Here is a 19,442-nt window from a genome sequence, read left to right as displayed (position 1 = left end):
GCCATGATTACGAACATCTCGCTGGTCACCGTCTACTGCCTCGACCAGGACGCCACCCGTGACTTCTACGTCGACGTGCTCGGCTTCGAGCCCGGCACCGACGTCACGATGGGTGAGGACTTCCGCTGGGTCACCATCCGGCATCCCAAGCAGCCGGAGATCGAGGTCACGCTGATGACCCCCGGCCCGCCGCTCGACGACGACGCGGCCGCGTTCGTGCGCCGCCAGCTGGAGAAGGGCTCCATGGGCGGCCTCGGCCTGAGCGTCGACGACTGCCGCAAGACCTACGAGGAGCTCACCGCCAAGGGCGTCACGTTCCTGCAGGAGCCGTCCGAGCGGCCGTACGGTGTGGAGGCGGTCATGCGGGACAACACCGGCAACTGGTTGGTCCTGGTCGAGTCGCGGGACTTCACGCCGCAGGACTTCGAGTAGCCGGCGACCCCTGCCGGGCAGCGGTCGCCGGCCCCGGACTACCCGCCCGCACTCCAGCCGGTGGCCGCGGCCCAGTCCTCGGCGGCCACGATCACCAGGTCGACCACCGGATCCTTCACGTCCGTGTAGACGTCCGGGTCGGTGACCGCGCCGGCGAGGGCGGTCTTGAAGGCACTGTAGGCCGCCACCGCCCCCGGACGGTCCCGGAACCAGTCGCGGAACAGCAGCGCCAGCCGCTCGTTCGGCGAACCCGCGAGCCGGACGTGCAGGTTGACCGGCTCGTCGCCGGTGCGGGACCAGTAGCGCTTGCGCCACCGGTCGGGGGAGTCCGTGCGGCCCGCCGGGACGTGATCGTGCTCGTACGGCCTCCGGAGCAGGCCCAGCCCGGCCAGCGGCGGGTCGAACGCGGCGGCGGCCTCGTCGAGGTCGGCGACGCTCACCTGGAGGTCGTAGACGGCCTTGGCGGCCATGCCCGGGATCGCGGTGCTGCCGATGTGCTCGATCCGCAGCGCGAGCGGGCCGAGTGCGCCGTGCAGTTCCGCGATCAGCTGGGCCGCCCGGAGCCGCCAGGTCGCGTCCGGCGCGGTGATGGCGACGGGCACCTACGCGCCCTCCCTCTTGGCTCGTGCTCGCCGCTTGCCCTCGTGCATCGCCTGGACGCGGGGGATCGGGATCGTGTGCCCCTCCGCGACGAGGTCGTCCGGGATCCGCTGCGGCGCCGGCATGGCGGCCGCCCACGGGTCGGCGTCGCCCAGCAGCCCCGGCGCGGTGTGGACGGTGAAGTCGGCGGGGCGCACGTCGTCGAGATCGTCCCACGACAGCGGGAACGACACCGGGGTGCCGGGCCGCAGCCGCGGGCTGTACGCCGACACCACCGTCGCGCCGCCGACGCGGGTCGGGTCGAGGAAGACCTTGCCCTGCCGGTCGTCGCGGATGAACGCGGTCGTGGCGAGCTTCGGGTCGAGCCGCTCGGCCCGCGCGGCCACCGCCCGGGTCGCGCCCGCCACGTCGTCCATCGGTGCGTGGCCGTCGATCGGCACGAACACGTGCAGACCCTTGGCGCCGCTGGTCTTCACCGCGCTGTCCAGCCCGGCGTCGGTGAGCACGGTGCGGATCAGCCGCGCCGCCGCGACGGCGAGCCCGAACTCCTCGGGTGACGGCGGGTCGAGGTCCAGGACCATGTGCGTGGTGTGCGCCCAGTCGTCGGCCCGCACGAGCGTCGGATGGTACTCCACCGCCCGCTGGTTGCCGAACCACAGCAGGGTGCGCCGGTCGTTGCACAACGCGTAGGTGACGTCGCGCTTCGAGCTCTCCGCCCACATGCTGACGGTGGGCACCCAGTCCGGCGTGTACTTGGGGACGTTCTTCTGCATGAACGACTCCTGGCCACGCATGATCCGCACGACGGACAACGGCCGGTCGCGCAGCACCGGGATGATGCGGTCGTGGACGGCGTCGAGGTAGTCGACCAGGTCGCGCTTGGTCGCCCCGGCCCCGTCGAACAGCGGCTGGTCCAGGTTGGTGAGGGCGACCCCGTCGCGCTCCTCGTCGGCCTTGCTCACCGTCGCACCGTACCAACCGGGCCGCCGTTTCCCGGTGCCGAAACCGGGATATTCAGCCTAGTTTCCTAGGATGCCAGAGGAGGTGTCGACCGGGGCACGGGCTGTTCGTCGTCGGGGTATGAAGGCATCTGTGATCGACATTGCCCAGGAAGACCTCGACGACCTGCGGCGCCGGCTCGAACGCGCCAGGTTCGCCCTCGACGCGCCCGGCGAGCTGTGGGACTACGGCGTGCCCGGGAAGCTGGTGCGGGAGCTCGTCGACTACTGGCGCGACGGCTACGACTGGCGCCGGTGGGAGGCGGAGCTCAACCGGCACCCGCAGTACGAGACCGTCATCGACGGCCAGCGGATCCACTTCCTCCACGTCCGTTCACCCCGCCCGGACGCCCTGCCGCTGGTGCTCAGCCACGGCTGGCCCGGCTCCGTCGCGGAGTTCCTCGACGTCATCGAGCCGCTCACCGAGCCGGCCGGCGGCGGGCTCGCGTTCCACCTCGTGATCCCGTCGCTGCCCGGGTTCGGGTTCTCCGGCCCCACCGGCGAGCCCGGCTGGAACGTCCCCCGGATCGCCCGCGCCTGGGCGACCCTCATGCGGCAGCTGGGCTACGAGCGGTACGGCGCCGTGGGCAACGACTGGGGCTCGTACATCGCCCCGGAGGTCGGCACGGCCGACCCCGGCGCGGTCGTCGGCGCGCACGTCACACAGCTCTTCGACGGGGCGGGCACCGGCTTCACGCCGCAGAACGCCGAGGAGGAGGCGGCGCTCGCCGGCCGGCGGTGGGGCCGCGACCACCTCGACGCGTACGGCATCCTGCACCGCCAGCAGCCGCACACCCTCGCCCACGCGCTCATGGACTCGCCCGTCGGCCTGCTCGCCTGGCACCTGCAGATCTTCCGGGAGGGCCTCGACCCGGACTTCGTCCTGACCAACGTCATGATCTACTGGCTGACCGGCACGGCGCCGTCGGCGATGCGCCTGTACTACGAGTTCGACAGGACGCCGCCCCGGCCGCCGACGACCGTGCCCGTCGGGCTGGCCCAGTTCACCGAGGACTGGCCGTCGGTGCGCCGGCTGGCGGAGTTGGAGCACACGAACATCGTGTCGTGGCACGAGTACGACCGGCCCGGCCACTTCGCCGCCCACCAGTCGCCGGACCTGCTGGTCGCCGACGTGCGCGGGTTCTTCACGAAACTGCTCGACGGACCCGCGCGGTGACCGCCGGCCCCGCCGCTCACTCGACGGGGATCTGCTCGGTGCGGCGGGGCATGAGCAGCAGCGCGCCGACGGCGAGGACACCGACGACGGCGAGGGCGACGAACACGTGGTGGGTGGCCGCGTAGAGGCTGGATCGGACGTAGTCGGCGACCGCGCCGGTCGCCTGCCCGGCCTTCAGCACGATGCTCGTCGCGTCGGTGCCGGCGGCGAGTTCCGGGCGGATGTCGGGCGGGGCGTCGGCGAAGCGGCGCTCGAGGGTGGTGTTGGCGATCGCGCCGAACACGGCCACGCCGACGGCGCTGCCGATCGAGCGGAAGAACATGTTGGTGCCGGTGACCATGCCGCGGCGCTCCCAGCCGACGACGGACTGGACGGCGACCAGCGAAGGGCTGGACATGAGGCCGAGGCCGACGCCGATGACGAAGCAGGCGAGGCCGAGCATGAGGATCGTGGTGTGCCGGCTGAGGAGCGCGCACAGGACCGTACCGGCGATGACGACGACACTGCCGACCAGTGCGGTGTTGCGGAAGCCGATCTTCAGGTAGATGTGGCCGGACGCGGTCGCCGCGATCGGCCAGCCGAGGGTCATCGCCGCCAGGACGAAGCCGGCGACGACGGCGCTGGCGCCGAGGACCCCCTGGGCGAAGTTCGGCACGTACGAGCTGAGGCCGATGAGCAGCGCGCCGATGATGAGCGAGGCGACGTTGCCGCCGACGAGGGTGCGGTGCCGGAACACCCACAGCGGCAGGACCGGCTCGGCGGCCCGGCGCTCGACGAACACGAACGCGGCGATGAGCAGCGCGCCGGCGGCGAAGATGGTGATGCTCGGCGCCGACGCCCACGGCCAGGTGATCCCGCCCTCGAGCGTGCCGAGGATGAGCAGGGTGCAGCCGGTGACGAGCAGCGTGGCGCCGAGGTAGTCGACGCGGTGCTCGCGGCGCTGGACCTGCTCCTTGAGGTGCCGGATCAGCATCCACGCGGCGACGAGGCCGAGCGGGATGTTGACGAAGAAGATCCAGCGCCAGGAGAGGTACTCCGAGAAGACCCCGCCGAGCGTCGGCCCGATCACGGAGGAGACGCCCCACACCCCGGCGACGTAGCCCTGGACCCTGGCCCGCTCCTCGACGGTGTAGAGGTCGCCGATGATGGTCATGCTCATCGGCTGGATGGCGCCGGCGCCGATGCCCTGCACGGCGCGGAAGATGATGAGGGAGAGCATGCCCCAGGCGGCGCCGCACAGCACCGAGCCGAGCAGGAAGACGGCGACGCCGAACAGCATGACCGGCTTGCGGCCGAAGACGTCGGCGAGCTTGCCGTAGAGCGGGGTGGTGACCGCCGCGGTGAGCAGGTAGACGGAGAACAGCCACGGGAAGTGCGCGAACCCGCCGAGGTCGCGCACGACGGACGGCACGGCGGTGGCGATGATCGTGCTGTCCAGTGCGACCAGTCCGGTGGTCAGCATCACCGACGCGAGCACCGGTCCGCGCTCGGAGCGCAGCCCTACCTTCCGGGCCGACGCGGTGAAAGTGGCATTGCGCATGTCGACACCTTACGTCTGACTGATCACGACGCGTGCCGGCCCGCCGCGGCGGATCGGGGTGGTCACGGCGGGGCCGGCCGTCGACGGTGGCCGGCCCCGCTGCGGCGGGAGGCGCTGCGACAGGCGGGCTCAGCCGACGACGCGCAGTGACGCCAGCCGCCAGGTCCCGGGGTCGGGCAGGCGGCGGGCCTCCTCGCCCGGCGCCGGCGCCAGGTCCGGGAACCGGCGCAGGACCGCGCTCAGCGCCAGCTCGGTCTGCACCCGGGCGAGCGGCGCGCCGAGGCAGAAGTGCGGGCCGTGCGCGTAGCCCAGATGGCCGGTCGCGACCCGGCGCAGGTCGAGGGTGTCCGGGTCGTCGAACACCCGCGGGTCGCGGTTGGCGGACAGGATCGACACGGTGACCGGGTCGCCCTTCGGGATCGGGACACCGCCCAGGTTTACGTCCTGCTGCGCGTACCGCGGGATGGTCAGCAGCTGGGGACCGCACCACCGGGTCAGCTCCTCCACCGCCTGCGGCATGAGCGCCGGCACCTCGCGCAGCTCGGCGAGCTGGGCAGGATGTTCGAGCAGGGCCGCGACCGCGTTGGCGATGAGGTTCGCCGGGACCTGACCGGCGAGCACCAGGTGCCAGACCAGCGTGACCCGCTCGGTCTCGGTGAGCTCCCCGCCGAACCGCGCGTCGACGTTCGCGGCGTCGTCGATGATGGCCGGGATCGCCTCGGCGAACGCCTTGCCGTGCCCGCCGGCGACGGCCGCGCCGTAGACCCGCCACCGTGGCCGGTCCGCGGGCGGGACGCCGATCAGCTCGCAGATCACCTCCATCGGCAGCGGTGTCGCGAAGTCCCGCAGCAGGTCGACCTCCTTGTCCCGCACCGCCTCGTCCAGCAGGCGCTCGACGATCGCCGCGATCCGCGGCCGCATCGCCTCGGCCTCCCGCGGGCTGAACGAGGGCGCCACCAGCCGGCGCAGGCGCTGGTGCTCCGCGCCCTCCATCTCCTGCATCGTCCGCAGGTACGGCCGGTACCGCTCCGGCACGTCCGGCCGCTGGAGGTAGCTCGCCGCGCTGAGCGCGAACCGCTGGTCGGTGAGCACCGTCCGCGCCTCGGCGTGGCGCAGGACCACCCACATCGGCCCGAGGCGGGCGACGGGCGCCTCCTCGCGGGCCCGTCGGTATGCGGCGACAGGGTCGGCGAGCACATCGCTGAATTCCACAGATACTCCAATCAGATGTTCTCGTCATCTGAGTGGTGACGGTATCGTGTGGTCGTGGATCACGCAACGGAGGATCTCGGCGGCCGGCGCGGCCTCGCGGGCCACGCCGGGCGGAACGGCCCCGGGGAGGGTGCCGGATGGCGCGGCTGACCCGCGCCGAGACGCAGGAGCGCAACCGGGCCCGTGTGCTCGCCGCGGCCCGCGCAGAGTTCGCCGAGCGCGGCTTCCGCGAGGCGAAGATCGACACCATCGCGGAGCGGGCCGAGCTCACCCGCGGCGCCGTGTACTCGAATTTTCCCGGCAAGCGGGCGTTGTACTTCGCGGTGCTCGCCGACGACGCCGCCGGCGCGCCCGTGCCGCCGGCCGCCCGGTCAGCGAGCGTCCGGGACGCTCTCGGTGCGCTGGCCCGGGCCTGGGTCGCCCGCCTTCCGCTGGCCACCGACGCCGACGAGCCGGCGTGGCTCGGGGTCGACCTGGTCCCGGAGGTCATCGCCGACGAGCGCGTCCGCCGGCCGTACGCACAGCTGAAGCGCCTCGACGCGCTTGTCCTCGGGCTCGCGCTGGAGCGGCTCGGGCGCCGGCCCCGTCAGGTCCGCCTCGCCGAGACCGCGCTCACCCTGCTGCACGGCAGCAGCCAGCTCGCCGCCGCCGCACCCGGCTTCGGCGAGCCGTTCAACGTCGTGCGCGCCTGTGAGCAGCTCGCCGACCTCGACCTCGACGACCACTGGCCCCTGCCGCCGCTGGTCACCCCGGTCCGCGCGGCCGACGCGCCGTGGCAGCCACCGTCCATCGTGGACGAACTGCGCGGGACCCCGGCCGGGCCGCACGACGGCGTCGTGGCCGTGCTCGGCCTGCACCGCCTGTCCGCGGTCGAGGAGGCGGTCCGCGCCGGCGCGGAGGTCACCGCGATCCTGGTGACGAGCCAGCCCGACGAGCTGGCCCCGCTCGCCCGGCTCTCCCTGACCGAGCTGCGCAACCAGCTGCGGCACGCCGTCCCGCCGGAGGCCTGGCCCGAGCTGCACCTCGTCGTCGACGAGACCGGCGCGCTGGCCGCGGCGGCCGGCGTCGACGCGGTCAGCGACGCGACCGAGACCGCGGTGCGGGTCGAGCACGGCCGCATCGTGGCCCGCGCCGACGGCTGGGGCGCCTGCCACGCCGCCGCGACCTACCGCGCGTAGTCCCCGGCGAGCCGCCGGATCTCGACGGTCAGCTCCGCGCGCAGCTCGTCGTGGTCCGGGCCCGGCCGGACGCTGTCGCGCACCGACGCGGGGTGCCGCCGGTCACAGCCGGCCGGCCTCGATGATGCGCTGCAGGAACTGCCGGGTGCGCGGCTCGCGCGGATCGCCGAACACCTGCTCCGGCGGGCCCTGCTCGACCAGCACCCCGCCGTCGAGGAAACACACCCGGTCGGCGACCTGGCGGGCGAAGCCCATCTCGTGCGTGGCGAGGACCATCGTCACCCCGTCGGCCTTCAGGTCCCGGATCAGCGTCAGCACCTCGCCGACCAGTTCCGGGTCCAGCGCCGACGTCACCTCGTCGAGCAGCAGCAGCCGCGGCCCGTTGACCAGCGCCCGCACGATCGCGACCCGCTGCTGCTGGCCGCCGGAGAGCCGGTCCGGGAACGCGCCGGCCTTGTCGGCCAGGCCGACCCGCTCCAGCAGTGCCATCGCCTTCGCCCGGGCCTCGGCCGCCGGCCGCCGGTGCACCCGCCGCGGGGCGAGCGTCACGTTGTCCAGGACCGACATGTGCGGGAAGAGGTTGAACGCCTGGAACACGATGCCGATGCGCTGCCGCACCTTGTCCGGGTTGACCCGCGGGTCGGTGATGTCCTCGCCGTCGAGCCGGATGGTGCCGTCGTCGACCGGCTCGAGCAGGTTGATGCAGCGCAGCAGCGTCGACTTGCCGGAGCCGCTGGCACCGATCAGCGCCACGACCTCGTGCTCGGCCACGTCGAGGGAGACGCCGCGCAGGACCGGTTGGGTGCCGAAGACCTTGTGCAGGCCGGTCACCGACAGGACGGTGGTCATAGTGCGTTGTCTCCGGACTGGCGGCGGGCCGCCCGCAGGGTGACCCAGTCGGTGACGGCGACGACCGGGATCGCGAGGAGCACGAAGAGGACCCCGGCCACCACGTACGGCGTGTAGTTGTACGACACCGAGGTCTGGATCTGGGCGGCGCGCACGGCGTCGATCGGCCCGGCCAGGGAGATCAGGCCGACGTCCTTCTGCATCGCGACCAGGTCGTTGAGCAGCGGCGGGGAGACCCGGCGCACCGCCTGCGGCAGCACGACGTGGCGCATCGTCTGCCGATACGTCAGCCCCAGCGACCGCGCGGCCGCCCGCTGCGACGGGTGCACCGACTCGATCCCGGCCCGGAACACCTCGGCGATGTACGCGCCGTAGGTCAGGATCAGCGCGATGCTGCCGAGGACCAGCACCGTCGGCGTGCCGGCCAGCCGCAGCCCCGGCACCCCGAACGCGAACAGGTAGAGCGTGATGATCAGGGGCAGGCCGCGGAAGGCGTACGTGTACCCGGTCGCGAGCGCGCGCAGCGGGAAGAACACCGGGGACCGCAGCGTGCGCAGCGTCGCGATGCCGAGCCCGACCAGCAGAGCGCCGGCGGCGCACCACAGCAGCAGCCGGACGTTGAGCCACAGGCCGCGGGCGACCTCCGGCAGCGCGGCGCGGGCCGCGGCCAGGTCGAAGAAGCTCTCGCGCACCGCCGGCCAGCCGGGCGCGCCGGTGACGGCGACCACCAGCAGCACGCCGACGGCGAGCGTGGACACGGCGGCGACCGCCACCGACAGGTACGTCTGCCGGCGGCGGTACGCCTCGCGCTGGAGTTGTAACTCGCTCTTCATCAGGACAGTGTCGGCGCGCCCTGCGTGCTCGACAGCCACTGCTGCTCGAGGTTCTTCAGGGTGCCGTCGGCGCGCAGCGCGTCGACGGCCTGGCTGACGCAGGAGGTCAGCGCCGAACCCTTGTCGAGCACCAGGCCGAACTGCTCCGGGGTGCCCGACGGCTGCGGCAGCTGGCCGACGATCGTGCCGTTGTCCAGCTCGGCGCCGGTGATGTAGAACGCGGTCGGCAGGTCGACGACGAGGCCGTCGATCTGGCCGTTCTGCAGGGCCTTCTTCGCGTCGTCGTTGTTGTTGAACACCGCCGGCTGGGCGGTCGGTTTGACCACCTCGGTGATCGAGCGGTAGCTGGTGGTGCCGACCTGCGCGCCGAGCTTGGCGTCCTTGAGGTCCGCCAGCGACTTGGCCCCGGCGATCTTCGAGGTCTTCAGCGTGATGACGGTCTGCGTGACGTCGTAGTACGGCGAGGAGAAGTCGACGGCCTTCTTGCGCTCGTCGGTGATCGAGAACTCGTTGACGTCGAAGTCGAACGTCTTCGGGCCCGGCGCGATCGCGTTGTTGAACGTGACGCGCGTCCACACGACCTGGTCCTTGCTGTAGCCGAGCTTCGTGGCCACGGCGTAGGCGACGGCGGACTCGAAGCCCTGCCCGCTCTCGGGCTTGTTGTCGGCGAACCACGGCGGGTAGGCCGGGTCGTCGGTGCCGATCGTGAGCTTGCCCGCGGCGAGGGTCTTGAGCTGTGCCGGGGTGCAGGCGGCGGCGCCGGCGCTGCCGGAGGCGGCGGGTGCCGTGGTGTTGTCGTCGGCCGGTGCGCAGCCGGATGCGACGGCCAGGACGGAGGTCAGTCCGGCCGCGAGGAGGAGGGTCGCGGGACGCATGGCGGCGATCGTACCTACCGACTGGGTAGGGAATAGGCATCACGTGCCCGGGATCACCGCCGTGGTCCGCGACTGGCGCCGGCAGCGCTGCCTCAGACGAGCACCGCGCCGCCGTCGACGCGCAGGACCGAGCCGGTCGCGAAGGACTGGGTCATGCAGTACAGGTAGGCGCGCGCCACGTCGTCGACCTCGCCGACCCGCCGCAGCGGCACGCTCGCCGCGCTGCCGCGGAAGAGCGCCTCCCGCTGCTCCTCCGGCAGGTTCGACCACAGCGGGCTGCGGATCACGCCGGGGGAGACGGCGTTGACCCGGATCCGCGGGGCCAGTTCCACGGCCAGCGCCCGGGTCAGCGCCTCGATCGCGCCGCAGATGCTCGACGCCACCGACCAGCCCGCCTCCGGGCGGTCCCCGGCGGTGCCGGTGGTCAGCGTGATCGAGCCGCCCTCACGCAGGTACGGCAGCGCGGCGTGCGCGGCGCTGAGCGCCCCGAAGTACCGCAGCCCGAAGAACCGCCGCGCCTCGCCCACCTCGATCCGGTCCAGCGGCGTCAGCACGAGCGGCTCACCGGCGGTGTAGACCATGTGGTCCAGGTCGCCGACCTCCGCGAACAGCTTGCCCACCTCGTCGGGATCGCCCAGGTCGGCGGCGCGACCCGCCGCGCCGGTCGGCAGGACCACGAGGGCCCGCTCGACGCTCGACGGGCGGCTGCCGACGACGGTCACGTCGGCCCCGGCCGCGGCGGCCGCCAGCGCGGTCGCCAGGCCGATGCCCGAAGTGCCGCCGAGCACGGCGACGTGCTGGCGCTGCAGGCTCATGGGGGGTTCCTCTCTTCCACGCCGTCCACCGGCCGCGCTGCGGGCCGGCGCCCTCACGGTCGGCTTCATGCCCGCAATCGTGGTCACCTCACCGGTGCGCGCCCGGGAAGCCGCGGCGCCCGTCCGAAAAATCGGGTGACCCGGCCGCGAGCAGCCGGTTAGGGTCGTGCCATGACCACGACGCATGCCCTCTTCGCGCCGGCGACGACGCCGGCCGTGCGCCTTCGCACCCGGCGTCGCGCCCTGGTCTGCCAGGCCTGACGCCGCCTTTTCTCCCGTCAGCTGCACCGCAGCGCCAGGGCCCTTCCGAGTCCTCATCCGGAACGGACGGGCCGCGATGCCGCCTGTCCGTGTTCGCCGCCGTCGCCCGGTGGCAGACAGGACCCAGGCCATGGCCACCATCAGACCCGCACACGCCCGCGCCCGCCGGGTGTACGGGCAGAATCTCCTCACCGACCCCGCCGCCGTCCGACGGCTCGCCACCGCCGCCGGCCTGACCCGCACCGACCTCGTCCTCGAGGTCGGCGCCGGGCGGGGCAGCCTCACCGCCGAACTGCTGCGCCACGCCCGCCGGGTCGTCGCCTACGAGGTTGACCCGGACCTGGCCGCGGCGCTGCCGGACCGCCCCCGCCTGACCGTGCGGGTCGCGGACTTCCTGGCCGCCGAACCGCCCGGCGAGCCGTTCGCGGTGGCCGGCAACATCCCGTACGCGCTCACCTCGGCCGTCGTCGACTGGTGCCTGCGGGCCCCCCGGCTCACCGCCGCGACACTGCTCACCCAGCTCGAGTACGCCCGCAAACGCACCGGCGACTACGGGCGGTGGAGCCGGCTGACGATCGAGACGTGGCCCTGGTACGACTGGCGGCTCGCCGGACGGATCCCGCGCGCCGCGTTCCGGCCGGTGCCCCGTGTCGACGGCGGGATCCTGCGGCTGGCACGCCGGCCGGTGCCGCTGGCCCCGGCGTCCGCGCACGTGCCGTACCGCCGCTTCGTCTCATGGGGTTTCAGCGGGATCGGCGGGTCACTGCACGCGACGCTCGCGCGCCGCCACGACCCGCGCCGGGTCGCGGGCGCCTTCCGCGCGCTGCGGCTGGCCCCGGACACGCCGGTCGGGCTGGTGTGGCCGGAGCAGTGGCTGACGCTGTTCCGGCTGCTCGGCCGCGCGTGAGCGGCCCCCTCCGCTCCGCCGCGGACCGCTCACCGAGAGGTTCAGCGCGGCGTGAGCGGCCGTCGCTCAGAGCAGGCGGGCACCCGCCGTGTGCACGATGGTGTAGCCGCCGGCGGCGACGAGGGCGCGGATGCGGCCCGCGGTGGTCGTGTAGTGCTCCAGTTCCTCGCCGGCCGGGTCGTTGACGCTGACCGTCGCGGTCGTGTCACCCGAGACGATGACGTCGGTGGCGCGGGTGCTCGTCGCCATGCTGCGCAGCAGCGTGACCTGGGCGCCGGTGAGCGGGTCGGCCAGCGCGAGGCAGCGCAGGTCGGCGCCGGCCGTCGCTTCCCGGCACGGCTCCTGGTCGCCGTGGTCGGCGATGCGCGCCACCGCGGCCGCGTGCGGGTCGCCGTCGAGGGCCAGCATCGCCAGCAGCCCGTGGATCGTCGACTCGGCGCCCGCGTCGCGGTGCACGACCCCGCGATGCGTGGCGCCGGCGGGCGGCTCGTCCAGCACGTCCACGCCGTCGTACGTGCGCCCGGTCGCCGGGTCGTACATCGGGGCGCCCGCCGGGTTGTTGCCGAAGAACCACGACCCGGCGATCCCGGCCAGGGTCGACAGCGACGGCCGTCCGGTCGCCCGTGCCGTGGTGAGCAGCGACTCGACCCGCGACTGCGCGCCGTAGGACAGCTGCACCCCGTCGACGGTGAGCGCCTCCCGCGCCCCGGGCAGCGCCACCCGCAGGTTGTCGGGGCCGCCGCCGACGAGCAGGTGCGGGGTGAACGACGCCGCGTCGGCCAGGGCCGCGTCCCGCGCCGCCAGATCCCCGGCGACCTCGTAGACGCGGGCCAGCCCGGCCGGTGCCAGCCCAGCCCATCCGTGCCAGGTGGTGCGGGACAGTCCGGACGGCAGTACGGCCCCGAACGGCCACGTCCACGGCGTGCCGGTCCGCATCGCGGTGACACCCTCGGCGAGCTGCTCCAGGACCTTGCGCACGTCGTCGTCGCCGGCGGCCGCCGCGTACGCGGACAGCCCGAGCAGCGCCTCACCCGTCAGGTCCGCCCCGTCGGCAATGAGCCAGGCCGGGGTCGCGTGGTCGTCGACGAGGCGCCACTGCCCGTACCGCGGCAGCACCTGACGCCGGATCGCGCCGACCGCGTGCCGCAGGCGGACCTGGAGGAAGCCGGCGAAGTCCGGGCTGTCGTCGCGGAACGCGGCATAACCCTCGCCCAGCGCCCAGACCGTGCGGGCGAGCCAGGCCGATTCGCCGCTGTCGGACGGGTCGGGCCGCTCCGGCGGGTCGGCGCTCGGGTTGAGCGTGCCGTCGGACTGCTGCCACAGCACCACGTTGCCGTTCCACGGGTCGTCGTCGCCCACGGTCTGCAGGAAACACAGGCCGCGCAGCAGCTGCCGGGCCGCGGCACGGCTGGTCGCGGCGCCGGTGGCGCGCCAGTGCCGCAGGTAGACCACGGCCGCCCGGGCGATGTCGTCGGCGTTGAACGCGCCCTGGCCGTAGTGGCCCGAGGCCTGGTCGAGGTCACCGCCGCCGCACGGCAGGTACGAGCCGTCCGGCAACCGTTCGGCGTACGTCCACACCACCTCGACGGTGGGCTCCTCGGCGAGGCGGAATGTCGTGTGCCCGGGTTGGGGCGGCGGAACGAGGCGCACCCGCAGCGCGTCCAGATGGGCGAGATTGGTCAGCACGGCGCGCCAGATACCCCGGCGCGCCGTGCCGTAACACCCGTCTACTCCACTTCGACGGCCGCGGCCGCGAACTGGGCCGAGTACAGCCGGGCGTACGCGCCGCCCGCCGCCAGCAGCGAGTCGTGCGTGCCCTGCTCGACGATGCTGCCGTGCTCCATCACCAGGATGAGGTCGGCGTCGCGGATCGTGGACAGCCGGTGGGCGATGACGAAGCTCGTCCGCCCGGCCCGCAGCGTGCTCATCGCCCGCTGGATCAGCACCTCGGTGCGGGTGTCGACCGAGCTCGTCGCCTCGTCCAGGATGAGGATCGTCGGCTCGGCCAGGAACGCCCGCGCGATCGTGATGAGCTGCTTCTCGCCCGCGCTGACCCCGGCGCCCTCCTCGTCGATGACGGTCTCGTAGCCCTCGGGGAGGGTGCGCACGAACCGGTCGGCGTGCGCGGCCTCCGCCGCGGCGACGATCTTGTCCCTCGTCGGGTGATCGGCGCCGTACGCCAGGTTCTCGGCGATGGTGCCCTGGAACAACCAGGTGTCCTGCAGCACCATGCCGATCTGTTCGCGCAGCTCGTCCCGCGACATCGTGGCGATGTCGACGTCGTCGAGCAGGATCCGGCCGCCGGTCAGGTCGTAGAACCGCATGATGAGGTTGACCAGCGTCGTCTTGCCGGCACCGGTAGGCCCGACGATCGCCACCGTCTGCCCGGGCGCGACGGTCAGCGACAGGTCCTCGATCAGCGGCTCGTCCGGATCGTACCGGAACGAGACGTGCTCGAAGGTGACCTTGCCGACCACCCGTTCCGGCCGGGCCGGGGAGGCCGGCTCCGGCGACTGCTCGGCGGCGTCGAGGATCTGGAAGACCCGCTCGGCCGACGCGACACCGGACTGGACCAGGTTGGCCATGCTCGCCACCTGGGTCAGCGGCTGGCTGAACTGCCGCGAGTACTGGATGAACGCCTGCACGTCACCCAGCGAGAGCGAGCCGGAAGCCACCCGCAGGCCGCCGACGACGGCGACCAGCACGTAGTTGAGGTTGCCGATGAACATCATCGCCGGCTGGATGAGGCCGGAGATGAACTGCGCCCGGAACGAGGCGCTGTACAGCGCGTCGTTGTGCTCCTCGAACGTCTTGGCCGCCTCGTTCTGCCGGCCGAAGATCTTCACCACCGAGTGGCCGGTGAACATCTCCTCGATGTGGCCGTTGAGCTTGCCGGTGCTCGCCCACTGCTTGACGAACTGCGGCTGGGAGCGTTTGCCGATCCGGGCCGTCACGAGCACCGACACCGGCACCGTCACCAGCGCGATGACGGCCAGCAGCGGCGAGATCCAGAACATGGCGCCGAGCACCGCGATGATGGTCAGCAGCGAGGTCAGGAGCATGCTCAGCGACTGCTGCAGCGTCATCGCGATGTTGTCGGTGTCGTTCGTCGCCCGGCTCAGCACCTCGCCGCGGGACTGCTGGTCGAAGTACGACAGCGGCAGCCGCGACAGCTTCGCCGAGACCTGCTCCCGCAGCCGGTACACGGTGCGCTGCACCACGACCGTGGTCAGCCGCGCCTGCAGCAGGCCGAAGATCCAGGCGCCGATGTACACCAGCGCCACCCACAGCAGCACCCGCTGGAGCCGGGCGAAGTCGATGCCGTGGCCGGGCACCACGTTGTCGAGCGCCTGCAGCAGGTCTGCGAACCGGTCGTTGCCCTGCGCGCGCAGGTTCGCCACCGCCTGTTCCTTGGTGGTCCCGGCGGGGATCTGCTGGCCGACGATGCCGGTGAAGATGACGTCGGTGGCCTTGCCGAGCAGCCACGGGCCGATCACGGACAGCCCGACGCTGAGCACGCCGAACACGAGCACCAGACCGACGACCAGCCGGTCGGGCGCGAGCATCCGCAGCAGCCGCTTCGTCGAGCCCTTGAAGTCCTCGAGCTTCGCCGGCGGGCCGCCGACGCCCATCATCATGCGCCCGGGGCCGCCCATCGGCGGGCCGGCGGGCCTGCGCGGTGCCGTCATGCTGCCCTTCCTTGAATACTCGAGACAGACCCGCAGCCTGCCCGCCTCCGCTGCGCTCCGGCGGTCATGCTGTCTTTCTTGGAGGCCTGAACAGACCCGCAGCCTGCCCGCCTCCGCTGCGCTCCGGCGGTCATGCTGTCTTTCTTGGAGGCCTGAACAGACCCGCAGCCTGCCCGCCTCCGCTGCGCTCCGGCGGTCATGCTGTCTTTCTTGGAGGCCTGAACAGACCCGCAGCCTGCCCGCCTCCGCTGCGCTCCGGCGGTCATGCTGTCTTTCTTGAAGACCTGAACAGACCCGCAGCCTGCCCGCCTCCGCTGCGCTCCGGCGGTCATGCCGCGGCCTCCTGCTCCGTCAGCTGCGACAGCACGATCTCGCGGTAGGTCGTGTTGCCGTCCATGAGTTCCTGGTGGGTGCCGGTGCCGACGACGCGGCCCTCGTCGAGCACGACGATGCGGTCGGCGTCGCGGATCGTGCTCACCCGCTGTGCCACGATGACCACGGTCGCATCCGCGATCTCAGTGCGCAGCGCCTCCCGCAGCGCTGCGTCCGTCGCGTAGTCCAGCGCCGAGAACGAGTCGTCGAACAGGTAGATCTCCGGCCGGGCGACCAGCGTGCGGGCGATCGCCAGGCGCTGCCGCTGCCCGCCGGAGACGTTGGTGCCGCCCTGGGCGATGGGAGCGTCGAGCTCGCCGGACATCAGCCGGACGAAGTCGGCCGCCTGTGCCACCTCCAGCGCCCGCCACAGCTCGTCGTCGGTCGCGTCCGGCCGCCCGTACCGCAGGTTCGTCGCGACGGTGCCGGAGAAGAGGTACGGCTTCTGCGGCACCATGCTGACCGTCGCCGCCAGCAGCGCCGGGTCGAAGCGGCGCACGTCGACGCCGTCGACCAGCACCGTGCCGCCGGTCGTGTCGAACAGCCGCGGCACCAGGTTGAGCAGCGTCGTCTTGCCCGCGCCGGTGCTGCCGATGATGGCCGTGGTCTGGCCGGGGTGGGCGACGAGGTTGACGCCGCTGAGCACCGGGGCCTCCGCGCCCGGGTAGTGGAACTCGACGTCGCGCAGTTCCAGCTCGCCGTGCTGGGACAGGCTCGTCACCGGCGCGGCCGCGATGGTCACGCTCGAATCGGTGGTGAGCACCTCCTGGATCCGCTCGGCGCACACCTCGGCCCGCGGGATCATCACGAACATGAACGTGGCCATCATGACGGCCATGAGGATCTGCATCAGGTAGCTCAGGAACGCCGTCAGCGCACCGACCTGCATCTGTCCGCTGTCGATGCGGTGCGCGCCGAACCAGAGCACGAGGATGCTGGAGGCGTTGACGATGAGCATGACCGTCGGGAACATCAGCGACATCAGCCGCCCCACGGCGAGCGAGACGTCGCGAAGGTCGCCGTTGGTGCGGGCGAACCGCACCCGCTCGTGCTCGTCGCGGACGAACGCGCGGATCACCCGGATGCCGGTGATCTGCTCGCGGATCACCCGGTTCACGAGGTCGATGCGCTCCTGCATGGTGCGGAACAGCGGCCGCATCCGCACCACGATGACCGAGATGACCCCGATCAGGACCGGGACCACGACCAGCAGCAGCGCCGAGAGCGGCACGTCCTGGTGCAGCGCCAGCAGGATGCCGCCGAAGCACATGATCGGCGCCGAGACCATGAGCGTGAACGTCATCAGGACCAGCATCTGTACCTGCTGGATGTCGTTCGTCGTGCGGGTGATGAGCGACGGCGCGCCGAAGTGCCCGACCTCCCGCGCGGAGAGATCCTGCACCTTGGCGAAGATGCCGGCGCGGACGTCCCGCCCGAGCGCCATGGCGGTGCGGGCGCCGAAGTAGACGGCGGCCGCGGAACAGACGATCTGGACCAGGGTGACGGCGAGCATCCAGCCGCCGATGCGGAAAATGTAGCCGGTGTCGCCCTTCACCACGCCGTTGTCGATGATGTCGGCGTTGAGCGTCGGCAGGTACAGCGTGGCGAGCGTCTGCACGAGTTGCAGCACCACCACCAGGGTGATCGGCCCCCGGTAGGGGCCCAGATAGGTTTTGAGCAGGCGGATCAGCATTCTCGGGCTTCTCCAGTCGGACGGGTCAGCAGGCCGTCGAGCAACACTCCGACCAGTTCGTCGGGTGTGAACACGTCGGGTTCGGTGAGTTCGCTGCGCACCGTGGTGACCACGAGTGCGATCAGCAGACGGGCGGTGGACATCGGGCTGCGGCGCAGCTTGTCGCGGTCCGGCTCGATGACGGCCGCGACGGCTTCCGTGAGACGCCGCCGGCCCGCCATAAGGTTGGTCATGACTGGACCCGCCGTGTCGTGCGGCAGTGTGCGGGCCACCATCATCAGTTGGATGTTCGCCTCGAACCGGCGGACGAGGATGGCCACCACGTCGGCCATCCGCGCGCGCAGCGACGACTCCGGGTCGATCGCGGACAGCGCCCGTAGCATCGGATGCTCGTCGAAAGCGGTGGACAGGGCGGCCGAGATGAGCGAAGCCTTGTCCGGGAAGACGCCGAAGATCGTGCCCTCGGCGACACCTGCGGCCTCGGCGATCTGCCGCGTCGTGATCGCCGCACCGTGGGTGCGCAGCAGCGGCAGGGTCACCGCGATGAGCGCGGCGCGCCGGTCGTCGGGAGCGAGTGCCGGCACCCGCCGACGACGGGTCTGGTTCACGCCGTGACCGTAATGAGCGAGCGCTCACTCGGTCAACCGATTTTCGGAACGGCGCCGGTGCGTTTCTCTCAGAGCGGAAGCACCCCCGCCGCAACGCAGTGCGTTCGGCGCGGCTCCCCGGCGGGCGCAACCTGGCATGGTACGCCGCAGATCAGATCAGAAGGGAGAGGACCCCATGACGGTCGACGAGGAAGCCCGGCTTTCCGCGCTGCACAGCTACGGTGTCCTCGACCGTCCCCGCCCCCGCGAGCTCGATGATCTCACCCGGTTGGCGACGTCCGTCTTCGGCACCCCGATGTCCGCGGTCTCGCTCGTCGACCGCGATCGGCAATGGTACGCCGGCAACACCGGCCTCGCCGGCTCGGAGAGCCCGCGTGGCATCTCCTTCTGCGCCGTGACCGCCGACGCCCGGCGGCAGCTCGTGGTCCCCGACGCGCGTGCCGACGAGCGCTTCCACGGGTACGCCAACGTCGTCGGCGATCCGTACATCCGCTTCTACGCCGGCTCCCCGCTGATCGACGACGACGGCCACGCGCTCGGCGCCCTCTGCGTCGTCGACGACCGCCCGGGCGACGTCGGCGACCGCCAGCGTGAGGCGCTCGACACCCTCGCCCGGCAGGCCACCGGGCACCTGTCGCTCATCCGCAGCCGGGTGATGCTCACCGAACTGGGCGACGAGCTGGCCCGCGTCACCCAGCGGGAGGAGGACCTCATCGCGACGATCTCCCACGAACTGCGCACGCCGGTGACGGCCATCCAGGGGTACCTCGAGCTGCTCACCGACGACGAGCGGTTCGCCGCGTTCGGCAAGCTGGTGGAGCCGATCCACCGCAACGGCGAGCGTCTCGTCGGCATGGTCGACCACCTGCTCAACGGCACCCGCCCGGCCGACGTCCCGCTCGTGCTGCACCGCGCCCCGGTCGAGCTGCACGTGATCGCCACGGCGGCGGCGCACGCCTGCCGTCCCGCCGCCGAGCAGCGCGGCATCGACCTCGTCGTCGAGCCCCCGACCCAGGCGGCCGCCGTGCGTGTCGACGTCACGCGGCTCACCCAAGCGGTCCGGCAGCTGATCCGCAACGGCATCCTCTTCACCCCGCCGGGCGGCACGGTCACGGTGCGTACGGTCGTCGCGCCCGTCCCCACGGTCGAGGTCACCGACACGGGCGTCGGCGTCCCGCCCGACGAACTCCCGCACGTCTTCCAGCGCTTCTACCGCGGCCGCCACTCCCGTGCCCAGGCGGTGCCGGGCGTCGGCCTGGGCCTGCACATCGCCCAGGAGACCGCGACGGCGCACGGCGGCCGGGTCACGCTGAGTTCCTCCCCGGCCGGCACGACGGCCCGCCTGACCCTTCCGTAACGGCTCAGGGTCCGGCCGCCGGCACAGACATACCCCCGCTGTACGC

General features: G+C 72.4%; 17 protein-coding genes. 5 read left to right on the top strand and 12 right to left on the bottom strand.

Annotation, left to right across the window (positions count from 1 at the left end):
• Positions 1-3: 3 nt before the first annotated feature.
• Positions 4-432 carry a VOC family protein gene (locus Dfulv_RS26610; RefSeq protein ID WP_259856115.1) on the top strand — a complete coding sequence of 143 codons (429 nt, stop codon included), beginning with the start codon at positions 4-6 and terminating at the stop codon, positions 430-432.
• Positions 433-470: 38 nt separating this feature from the next.
• On the opposite strand, the gene Dfulv_RS26605 is transcribed toward Dfulv_RS26610, so the two are convergent.
• Positions 471-1,034 carry a GrpB family protein gene (locus tag Dfulv_RS26605; RefSeq protein WP_259856113.1) on the bottom strand — a complete coding sequence of 188 codons (564 nt, stop codon included), beginning with the start codon at positions 1,032-1,034 and terminating at the stop codon, positions 471-473.
• Complete coding sequence (locus Dfulv_RS26600) at positions 1,035-1,994, bottom strand: DNA polymerase domain-containing protein (protein WP_259856111.1); 960 nt, start codon at positions 1,992-1,994, stop codon at positions 1,035-1,037.
• A 130-nt stretch (positions 1,995-2,124) separates the two neighbouring features.
• On the opposite strand from Dfulv_RS26600, the gene Dfulv_RS26595 reads away from it, so the two are divergent.
• Positions 2,125-3,207 carry an epoxide hydrolase family protein gene (locus Dfulv_RS26595; RefSeq protein ID WP_319805695.1) on the top strand — a complete coding sequence of 361 codons (1,083 nt, stop codon included), beginning with the start codon at positions 2,125-2,127 and terminating at the stop codon, positions 3,205-3,207.
• Between the two features lie 16 nt (positions 3,208-3,223).
• Here the strand turns inward: Dfulv_RS26595 and Dfulv_RS26590 are convergent, their stop codons facing one another.
• The gene (locus tag Dfulv_RS26590; protein WP_259856107.1) at positions 3,224-4,747 is read right to left on the bottom strand and encodes an MDR family MFS transporter; all 1,524 of its coding nucleotides are present in this window, start codon (positions 4,745-4,747) and stop codon (positions 3,224-3,226) included.
• 129 nt (positions 4,748-4,876) lie between these two features.
• Complete coding sequence (locus Dfulv_RS26585; protein ID WP_259856105.1) at positions 4,877-5,959, bottom strand: cytochrome P450; 1,083 nt, start codon at positions 5,957-5,959, stop codon at positions 4,877-4,879.
• 137 nt (positions 5,960-6,096) lie between these two features.
• Here Dfulv_RS26585 and Dfulv_RS26580 point away from each other — a divergent pair, with 137 nt between their 5' ends.
• The gene (locus Dfulv_RS26580; protein ID WP_259856104.1) at positions 6,097-7,137 is read left to right on the top strand and encodes a TetR/AcrR family transcriptional regulator; all 1,041 of its coding nucleotides are present in this window, start codon (positions 6,097-6,099) and stop codon (positions 7,135-7,137) included.
• Positions 7,138-7,239: 102 nt separating this feature from the next.
• Here the strand turns inward: Dfulv_RS26580 and Dfulv_RS26575 are convergent, their stop codons facing one another.
• The 4 genes from Dfulv_RS26575 to Dfulv_RS26560 all read right to left on the bottom strand — a co-directional run bounded on the left by Dfulv_RS26575 (position 7,240) and on the right by Dfulv_RS26560 (position 10,509).
• Positions 7,240-7,986 carry an amino acid ABC transporter ATP-binding protein gene (locus tag Dfulv_RS26575; protein ID WP_259856103.1) on the bottom strand — a complete coding sequence of 249 codons (747 nt, stop codon included), beginning with the start codon at positions 7,984-7,986 and terminating at the stop codon, positions 7,240-7,242.
• On the bottom strand, positions 7,983-8,819 hold the full coding sequence (locus Dfulv_RS26570) for an amino acid ABC transporter permease (RefSeq protein ID WP_259856102.1): 837 nt from the start codon (positions 8,817-8,819) through the stop codon (positions 7,983-7,985). The genes Dfulv_RS26575 and Dfulv_RS26570 overlap by 4 nt, the downstream gene beginning before the upstream one ends.
• Positions 8,819-9,694 (bottom strand): ABC transporter substrate-binding protein, encoded by an 876-nt coding sequence (locus Dfulv_RS26565; protein ID WP_259856101.1) that lies wholly within the window; start codon positions 9,692-9,694, stop codon positions 8,819-8,821. Before Dfulv_RS26565 ends, Dfulv_RS26570 begins: the two co-directional genes overlap by 1 nt.
• A gap of 92 nt (positions 9,695-9,786) precedes the next feature.
• Positions 9,787-10,509, bottom strand: a complete 723-nt coding sequence (locus tag Dfulv_RS26560) for an SDR family oxidoreductase (RefSeq protein WP_259856100.1) — start codon at positions 10,507-10,509, stop codon at positions 9,787-9,789.
• 391 nt (positions 10,510-10,900) lie between these two features.
• On the opposite strand from Dfulv_RS26560, the gene erm reads away from it, so the two are divergent.
• On the top strand, positions 10,901-11,677 hold the full coding sequence (gene erm, locus Dfulv_RS26555) for an ErmE/ErmH/ErmO/ErmR family 23S rRNA (adenine(2058)-N(6))-methyltransferase (protein WP_259856099.1): 777 nt from the start codon (positions 10,901-10,903) through the stop codon (positions 11,675-11,677).
• 66 nt (positions 11,678-11,743) lie between these two features.
• Here erm and Dfulv_RS26550 read toward each other — a convergent pair whose 3' ends face one another.
• The 4 genes from Dfulv_RS26550 to Dfulv_RS26535 form a co-directional block, all read right to left on the bottom strand.
• Entirely contained in the window at positions 11,744-13,363 is a 1,620-nt protein-coding gene (locus Dfulv_RS26550) for a hypothetical protein (protein WP_259856098.1), read from the bottom strand.
• 41 nt (positions 13,364-13,404) lie between these two features.
• Positions 13,405-15,366, bottom strand: a complete 1,962-nt coding sequence (locus tag Dfulv_RS26545) for an ABC transporter ATP-binding protein (RefSeq protein WP_259856097.1) — start codon at positions 15,364-15,366, stop codon at positions 13,405-13,407.
• Between the two features lie 328 nt (positions 15,367-15,694).
• Positions 15,695-17,431, bottom strand: coding sequence for an ABC transporter ATP-binding protein (locus tag Dfulv_RS26540; RefSeq protein WP_259856095.1), 1,737 nt, complete (start codon positions 17,429-17,431; stop codon positions 15,695-15,697).
• Positions 17,425-18,039, bottom strand: a complete 615-nt coding sequence (locus tag Dfulv_RS26535; RefSeq protein WP_259856093.1) for a TetR/AcrR family transcriptional regulator — start codon at positions 18,037-18,039, stop codon at positions 17,425-17,427. The genes Dfulv_RS26540 and Dfulv_RS26535 overlap by 7 nt, the downstream gene beginning before the upstream one ends.
• Before the next feature lie 175 nt (positions 18,040-18,214).
• On the opposite strand from Dfulv_RS26535, the gene Dfulv_RS26530 reads away from it, so the two are divergent.
• Positions 18,215-19,396 (top strand): sensor histidine kinase, encoded by a 1,182-nt coding sequence (locus tag Dfulv_RS26530; protein WP_259856091.1) that lies wholly within the window; start codon positions 18,215-18,217, stop codon positions 19,394-19,396.
• Positions 19,397-19,442 lie beyond the last annotated feature (46 nt).

This window comes from Dactylosporangium fulvum, assembly GCF_025137375.1.
Classification (GTDB): Bacteria; Actinomycetota; Actinomycetes; order Mycobacteriales; family Micromonosporaceae; genus Dactylosporangium; species Dactylosporangium fulvum.
Note: the sequence above shows the minus strand (reverse complement) of the source record. Positions and strands in the feature narration are given on the sequence as shown.